Raw genomic sequence first — 7,588 nt, 5'->3', positions numbered from 1 at the left:
CATATCTGAACGTTCTTCGTGCCCATAGCGGCGTGGACCCACCCGATCCCATCCCGAACTCGGAAGTTAAGCACGCCAGCGCCGATGGTACTAGGAGGGCAGCCTCCCGGAAGAGTAGGACAGCGCGAAGGACATTATTTTGAGCATCCCCGGAGTCTAGGCTCCGGCATCCTGCGGGAGTAGCTCAGCTGGTAGAGCACCACCTTGCCAAGGTGGATGTCGCGGGTTCGAATCCCGTCTCCCGCTCCAACTACTCCGCTCCGAAGATCTGCTCCAGTTACGAGCCGTTCCCGATCCCGTCTCACGATGGGGTCTTTCTCTTGTTATCTCTCCCCCAGGGTCGTCTTCGGCGACCCAGGTCACGGCGACGCTGCATCTCCTCCGGTATCCATGGTTCCGGCGGGCCGATCGGACCCGTATAGGAGGCAGCCAGGATGAGTCGGACTCAGGGATACTACGTCAGATTGGTTCCTCAGGGGACAGCCTTCGCCGAGGAGCGGGGCGACGACGAGCCCGAATTCATTATGGATGGGCAGGAGCCGCACCTGTTCATGACGGAGGCTGAGGCCATCGAGGCTGGGCAGACCTACGTAGCGAGCAGACCGAAACTCACCTACTCGGTCGAACCGGTCGCGCCCTGATACAGAAGCAGGCGGGGAAGGGGGCGACGCTGTCCGCATCGCCCCTCCGCTGCTGTCGAACCGGCAGGAGACTACTGTTGTGCAGCGTTCATGAAGATGAATCCCGGTTGCTCCGGATCCAGCAGGGCCGATACCAGCAGTACGAGTTCCCCCGGGCCGTCATTCCTCATCGTGTGGACCGCGCCCTCGTAGGAGAGGCTGTCGCCAGGGCCCATCGTTATCTCGTGTCCTGCGGTCAGTAGTTCGGTCCCCTGCTCGCCGTAGCGTGCGACCGTTCCCTCGCCTTCGATGAACTCGGTACCGAAGATCCCCGACTGGACGACGACAACCACTGCGCCGGGATGGTGATGAGCCGGGATGGAGGCACCAGGTTCCATCGTCAGTCGCATGAAAACCAGGGCGTTCCCGTTCCCCTGTCCCGGCGTCATGCTTCCCAGGACTTCGGGGGTGGAGCCGGCGAGCGGGTCGTCCGGTTGCTGGGAGAAGGCGAGGTCGCCGGTGAGGACCAGCAGCAGGACGGTCACGAGAGTAATTCGGCTTCTCCAGCTGGCTGCGATCATTTCAGCTCCTTCGCTGTCGGTACGGCGGGTTGTGACGATCGTGGTCCACCGGGCATTCCCGGAGGACCGCCTGCTGGCGCCTAACCGGCTTCCTTCACCTCGACGAGTTCGTCGGCTACGAGCCCGTGGGCTTCTCGATGCACCCGGTTCGCGGCCTCCTTGTTGGGCGCCTCCACCAGGCAGAAGATCGTCCCCTCCGCCTCGTTGAACCAGTAACGCTTGTAGTTCACGCCGTGCCTGTGCTGTATCTCCAGGTCCTTCTGGTGCGCGCCGGCGACGGCATCTTCAGTGAGTCCTTCGATGTTCCTGTGGACATCCATGTACAAGGGCATGCTCTTCCTCCTTTGAAGCAGGGTGGGGTCGTTCCGTGGCTGGTCGCGGGATTCAGGCTCGTTCGACCTGCAGATCGATGCTCACGGGCCTGGACAGCGAGTCGAACATCGGTGAGAAGCGGGCAGCGTCCCGTCCTAATCGGGCGAGCTCGGCCTCGGGAGCGTTCGTGCGCACGAGCACGCGGACGTCGATTCCCGAGAACCCCGGGCGGGCCGAACCGAGATCGAGGAACCCGCACAGGTCCACCTCGCCCGTCAGTTCCACCTGCAGCGCCTGGAGGTCGACACCGTGCTTCGTCGCCTGTACTGCGAAGCTCGTCCCGACGCAGTGCGCCAGCGCCGACAGCATCCGCTCGGCCGGCATCGATCCCGAGTCGTCGCCCAGCATCTCCACCGGCACGTCGCAGCGGAACACGAACGGGCGCGGAGTCAGCTCTCCCGCCTGTTCCACCTCGACAGAGCGAGCGGTTCCTCCGAAGCCTTGCTCCCAGTCGAAGCGACCCCGGAAGGTGACCTTCGCCGCCTCCGGTTGCTGCTTCAGGGCTGCCACCGTCGACTGGTAGCGTTCGAGGTCGAACCCGTTCATCTGCATCTCTCTGCCTCCTTTCCTGGTCCTGCTGGATCAGGCTAGGCAGGCGTACTTATCTCGCTCTTACGTACCCCTTATGCAGCGAGTTCAGGCTCGGATCAGACGCTCGAGGATCCGTTCGCTCCGCTCCCGAGCCTTCCCTGCGAGGTCCGGGGAACCCGCGACGGTCCGTGCCTCGGCAAGCTGACCCAGTGAGCGCGCGAGGGCGAAATCGAACCCAACGGCCTCGAAGCCGCTGCAGGCAGACTCGAGGTGGGCCGCCGCCTCCTTCGCGCGTCCGGCTGCCAGCGCCAGTTCTCCTCGGCTGCGCTCCACCATCGCCTGCCAGAGGGCGCCACCGTGCCGTTCGCAGGCGCCCGCCAACTCCTCACAGAACTCCGCCGCGCCCGGCAGGTCTCCCTGGCGGATGCGGAGGCTCACCGCCTCGGGCCAGAGGAGTGAGTCGCAGGTATTGCAGTTGCCATGCCGCTCGCTCTCGACGAGAGCGGCCTGCAAGGCATCCTCGGCGGCCGCCAGATCGTTCGCCTCGAGCCTGTTCCGTATCAGTACCGAATAGAGCCGGGTGAGGCAGTGCGAGCGCAGCAGCGAGCGCTCCGCCGCGACGATCCCTTCCTCGAGCAGGGCCAGGCCCTCGTCCAGATCCCCGCGGGCGGTTTCGAGTATCGCGAGACGGTGGCAACAGTGGGCCTCACCGGCAGCCGCACCTATCCGCCTGTACATCTCGATGCCCGACCTCAAGACCGCTTCCGCCCGGGACCAGCGCCCGGCCTGGAACTCGAGGGCCCCGAGGAAGCAGTGGCACAGGGCGTCGGCTCGCACGGCACCCATCCGCCTCGCCTGCCTGGAGGTCGACTCCACCAGCTCCCGAATCGAGGCGTAGTCGATCTCCCCGAAAAGGCTGTACTCCCACAGGCAGAGGTGGATATCGAACAGCTCGATGACGTCGCGATTGGGACCGAGAAGGGCGGCGCGACCGCTCTCTGCCCGCTGCCACGTCTGAGGATGCCCGAGCGAGTGTCCCGCCAGCGCGATCATCTCGAGGGCCCTGGCCTGCGCGCCCTCGTCGCCGACTTCCACCGCGATCTCGAGGCTCGTCCGGGCCGTCTCCAGCGCCTCCTCGGCCTCGCCCCGGTGCCACTGCCAGAGGGCAAGGTCGTAGCGGTAATCGGCGGCGTCCACCGAGGGAGTTCCCGTGAGAAGCGCAGCAGCCTCCGCGAGGTGCCTCTCTGCCTGGGCCATCTTCCCGGCGGTGATGAGGGACCTCGCGGAGATCCTATGTGCCCTGACCAGCTCCTCCGGGGTGGGCGCCCAGGCCTCGTCGCGAGGCAGCGACAAGGCCCGCTCGATACTGCTCACCGCCGAGTTGCCTCGCGCGAGGATCAGTCCCCACCAGCCGCGCGCGAAGTGTACCGTCCAGCCGAGGCTCCGGTCATCGATGCCGAACTCGTCCAGAAGCTCCTCCGCTTGCCTGAAGTAGTCGTCCGCTTCCTCCAGTGAGTAGATCGACGCGGCCTTCTCGCCCGCCTGGAGCAGGAACGGAATCGCGCTCTGGCGCTCTTCGCTGCGCTGGTAGTGGAAGGCGATCGACTCGAGGTGCGGCCGCAGCGTGTACGCCGAGTCGCCGTAAGCCTCCCTCAGCGCTGCCGCCGCCCGACCGTGAAGCCAGCGTCGCCTGGCACTGCTCAAGGCGTCGTAGAGGGATCGCCTGATGAGCGAGTGTCTGAACCTGTACCCTTCGCCGGTGTCGTCGAGCAGCAGCGCGGAGATCGCGCTGTCGAGCACGGTGAGGATCCGGTCGTCCTCCTCGGCGAGCATGCGGCGGAGGATCCGGAAGCGGAACTCGCGGCCCAGTACAGCCGCGGCGGAGAGAATCGCTTCGCTCCCATCGCCAAGGCGGAGGACCCGATCGCGGACCATCTGCAGGAGGTGGTCGGGCACGCTCAGCCGGTCGGAGGTGCCTCCCGAACTCATCGCCCGCGCCATCTCCAGGGTGAAGAAGGGATTCCCCTCGGCCGCGTCGTAGATCCGCGCGGCGACGGCTTCGTCGGGCTCGACGCCCCACTCGGTCGCGATCAACCGCCTGCTCTCCTCGGTGGCGAGCGGTAGAACGGCGACCGTTTCGGCGAGGCCCTCGCGGTAGAGGGAGTGGAGGAGGCGGTTGAACGGCAGGAGACTGGGCCTCGTCTCGCTGCGGTAGGTGCCGATCAGGTGGATGCCTGCCCTGTGGAAGTTGCGCGCCAGGTAGTGGAAGAGCGCCAGGCTCGACTCGTCGGCCGAGTGCAGATCGTCCACCACCAGGAGGGCGGGGGCCGAGCGGGAGAGGCTACTCAGGAAGTCGAGCACCGAACGGAAGAGGGCCGAGTGCTCCTGCTGCGGGTCGCTCACGCCGAGCGGGCGATAGGAGCTGAGCGGGTTCTCGAGACCGGAGCGGGAGCGCTCGATGAAGTCGTCGAAGGCCTCTTCGAAGCAGTGGTATGACGCCTGCCCCTCCAGTTCGTAGGCGCTTCCCCGCAGCACGGGCGAACCCGCCTTCGCCCGTTCGCCGATCAACTCGTTCGCCAGTCGCGTCTTACCTACGCCAGCCTCCCCATCGATCAGCGTCACGCCACCGCGTGCGTCAGCCGTCCTGGAGAGGAGCCGCGCCAGTTCGTCGTCCCGGCCTACGAAGGGCACACTGTCGTCGCTGGATGGCAGTGGCCCGGAACCGAAGTAGTTCCCTGCCCGCGGAACGCCGTCGATGGCTCCTGCCTCGCCTCGCCCCGGCAGCGGCTCGCCGAGTACCAGCCGCTCGCCGAGTACCAGCCGCTCGTACAACTCGACGGTCTCCGCAGATGGCTCCACACCCAACTCCGCCGCCAACGCCTCACGGCACGACTGGTACTGCCGCAACGCCTCGTGGCGCCGTCCGGAGGCGGCGTAGAGCCGCATCAGCTCCCGGTGCGTCCGCTCGTCTGCAGGTTCCTCGGCGAGGAGCGGGAGCAGGATGGCTACGGCCGCGTCGTAGCGGCCCTCGGCGGCGATCAGGGCGCCCTTCCTCCAGGCCGTCTGGCGGTAGAGCGCATGGAGCAGTTCGCGAGGTTGCTGGGTCCACTCGGCGTAGCGCTCGGCAGGCAGGAGTTCGCCGCGGTAGAGCGCGAGTGCGGCGTCGAGTTCAGCGGGGCTGCGCGCCGACCGTGCCGACTCCTCGAACTCGTCTGCGTCGACCGTGACCGTTTCCCGTAGCTGCAGCAGACCGGCCCTGAAATCGAAGGTGGCGTCTGCGCAGCCCGGCCCCAGGGCGTCGTCGAGGGTCCGGCGCAACAGGTGGAGTGTCTGGTGGAAGTTGTTGTTGCCGGAACCGAGGTCGGCCTGGGGCCAGAACTCCTCGATGACCTGCTCCTTGTGGAGCCGCCGCTCCCGCGCGAGTCGTTGGAGCAGCGAAGCTGCCTTCTGTCTGGTCCATCGGGAGCCGGCCAGTGAGCGGCCCCGCCACTCGACCTCGAACCGACCGAGCAGGTAGATCCGGACGCCCTCGGATGAGGACTCGTTCCCGCCTCTGCTCTTCACTCCGTTCGAGCATACAACCCGCTTATCGGGCTCGGGAGGGTGAACGGAGGCGCGAATTAGCGCACTACTTCGTCGTCACTCTCCCCGGGAGCGGTGGCGAACAGCCCCGGCTCGCCATAAAGGGCCCGATAGGTGGCGTAGTTGACCATCACTCGCTGCATGTACTCTCGGGTCTCCAGTGCGTCTATCTCACGGAAGAAGTCGCTCTTGTCACCCGCGACGGCCTCGCTCTCGAACAGTCGCCTGATGTAGCCCTGCCCGCGGTTGTACGAGGGGACGACCAGCTCAAGGTCGCCGTCGTGGTAGTCCATCAGCCACCCCAGGTAGTAGGTCCCGTAGCGGATGTTGGCTGCAGGATCGAAGCGGTCCTGCGGTTGCTCGTTCTGCAGTTCGGCCAGCCAGTTCCAGGTGCTGGGGACCACCTGCATGAGCCCGCCCGCGTTCGACACGGAGACCGCCTGAGGGTAGAAAGCCGACTCCTGCCTCATGATCGCCCAGACGAGCTCGGGTTCGAGTCCCTGCCTGCTCGCCTGCTCGACGACCACGCTCCTGTAAGCGCGGGGATAGGCTACCAGCCAGGTCCGAATCTCTGTGCTACCAGCGCTGATATACCGCAGCGCAGCGCGCTGGCTCTGGCGGAACTCGCCGTACGCCTGGAGGGTCTCGGCGAGAGCGATCGCTTCGGCTTCACTGTCGGCGTCGCGCAGCGCGAACACCAGTTCGCCGATCGCTGCTTCGTAATCGGCAACCCTGGCCAGTTCCGCGGCGAGTTCCATCACCGGGAGTTCGACCGTGGGCAGAGTATCGCGCTCCGGCAACCGGGGAGCGCCCCCCAGCCTAAGGTCGAAGAACGATCCGTCGGGTATGAGGGCGCGGGCCTGTTCGGCGATGTCGCTCTCTCCCAGCCGCTTCGCGAGAGTCAGGGCCCGGTAAGCCGAGTCGTCGGCGTAGTCCGAGCCCGCGCGGGCCAGCTCGAGGTAGATGGGCAGGGCGTCACGGTAACGCCCCTCGGCCTCCAGCCAGGAGGAGGCCAGCCACATCCTGCTCGCCTGGTTCGTCCGCTGCATGAGGCTCACCGCTGCGTCGAGGTCCCCCTGACGCCGTTCGATGAGGGCACGGGCGTAGAGGCTGCTCGAGCCGGATAGTTGACTGAACAGCTCGTAGGCCCTCTCCATGTTCCCGAGGTAGAAGTGCGACCAGGCCCGCCCGTAGAGGGCGTCCGCGTTGCCGGGCTCCAGTTCGAGCCAGCGTTCGTAGGCGTCGAGCGCTCTCTGATGCTCACCGAGTCGCTGATAGGAGGGAGCCTCGATGGAGGGAGCGGCCAGGTCGCCCAGCGCGTCAAGCGCCTCCTGGTAGAGCCGCGCCCCGAAGTAGTAGTTCGACAGGGCATAGGGGTTCTCTTCGAGCCGCTCGAGCGCTTCGACAGCCACCTCGTGCGGCAATGCCGCCTCGTATGCGGCGATGGCTTCTTCACGGAACCCGGCGGCCTCCGCCACAGCTCCGAGGCCGAGGCGGAATTCGCGGTTCTCCTCCCTGGCGAGGGGATCGTCGATCCGCAGCTGCGCTGCTCGCGAGTAGAAGCGGAAACGTGTCGCCGGGCCGAGTTCCGGCCACTGCGCGAGTGCCATCGCCGACCGGTATGCCAGGTAGCTGTCGTCGGAGAGGGCGAGCGTCATGAGCGGTCGGGGATCGTCCCGCATCAGCGCTGCCCGATAAGTGTCGTAACCGGCCAGGAGGGGGGAGTCGTATGGGTTGGGGAGAGTGCTGCGGGTGTGGGGCTCGGAGCCGCCGCCTACCGTGGTCACGTCGGCGAGAAGTGCGTTCCCGAGCCAGGCTGCCGTAAGAGCGACAACGATGAGGGCTGCCGCCGGAAGGTGTCGCTTCATGTATCAACAGCCTAGGGGGAACCAGCCTCGAATT

General features: G+C 66.4%; 6 protein-coding genes, 1 tRNA gene and 1 rRNA gene. 3 read left to right on the top strand and 5 right to left on the bottom strand.

Going from position 1 to position 7,588, the window contains the following annotated elements:
- Positions 1-14 precede the first annotated feature (14 nt).
- From rrf to VF168_00995, 3 genes are all read left to right on the top strand, one after another.
- A 5S ribosomal RNA gene (gene rrf / locus VF168_01005) occupies positions 15-131 on the top strand.
- Positions 132-173: 42 nt separating this feature from the next.
- Positions 174-249: transfer RNA gene (locus VF168_01000), tRNA-Gly, on the top strand.
- 185 nt (positions 250-434) lie between these two features.
- Positions 435-641 (top strand): hypothetical protein, encoded by a 207-nt coding sequence (locus VF168_00995; GenBank protein ID HEX7002750.1) that lies wholly within the window; start codon positions 435-437, stop codon positions 639-641.
- Positions 642-712: 71 nt separating this feature from the next.
- Here the strand turns inward: VF168_00995 and VF168_00990 are convergent, their stop codons facing one another.
- The 5 genes from VF168_00990 to VF168_00970 all read right to left on the bottom strand — a co-directional run bounded on the left by VF168_00990 (position 713) and on the right by VF168_00970 (position 7,554).
- Complete coding sequence (locus tag VF168_00990; protein HEX7002749.1) at positions 713-1,201, bottom strand: cupin domain-containing protein; 489 nt, start codon at positions 1,199-1,201, stop codon at positions 713-715.
- 80 nt (positions 1,202-1,281) lie between these two features.
- Positions 1,282-1,533 (bottom strand): DUF4242 domain-containing protein, encoded by a 252-nt coding sequence (locus VF168_00985; GenBank protein HEX7002748.1) that lies wholly within the window; start codon positions 1,531-1,533, stop codon positions 1,282-1,284.
- A gap of 52 nt (positions 1,534-1,585) precedes the next feature.
- On the bottom strand, positions 1,586-2,125 hold the full coding sequence (locus tag VF168_00980; GenBank protein ID HEX7002747.1) for an OsmC family protein: 540 nt from the start codon (positions 2,123-2,125) through the stop codon (positions 1,586-1,588).
- Between the two features lie 84 nt (positions 2,126-2,209).
- Positions 2,210-5,668, bottom strand: a complete 3,459-nt coding sequence (locus VF168_00975) for a BTAD domain-containing putative transcriptional regulator (protein ID HEX7002746.1) — start codon at positions 5,666-5,668, stop codon at positions 2,210-2,212.
- A 56-nt stretch (positions 5,669-5,724) separates the two neighbouring features.
- The gene (locus VF168_00970; protein HEX7002745.1) at positions 5,725-7,554 is read right to left on the bottom strand and encodes a transglycosylase SLT domain-containing protein; all 1,830 of its coding nucleotides are present in this window, start codon (positions 7,552-7,554) and stop codon (positions 5,725-5,727) included.
- Between the last annotated feature and the right edge of the window lie 34 nt (positions 7,555-7,588).

The sequence above is a fragment of the Trueperaceae bacterium genome (assembly GCA_036381595.1).
In the GTDB taxonomy this organism is placed as follows: domain Bacteria; phylum Deinococcota; class Deinococci; order Deinococcales; family Trueperaceae; genus DASVCN01.
This window is presented reverse-complemented; position numbering and strand designations above follow the sequence as displayed.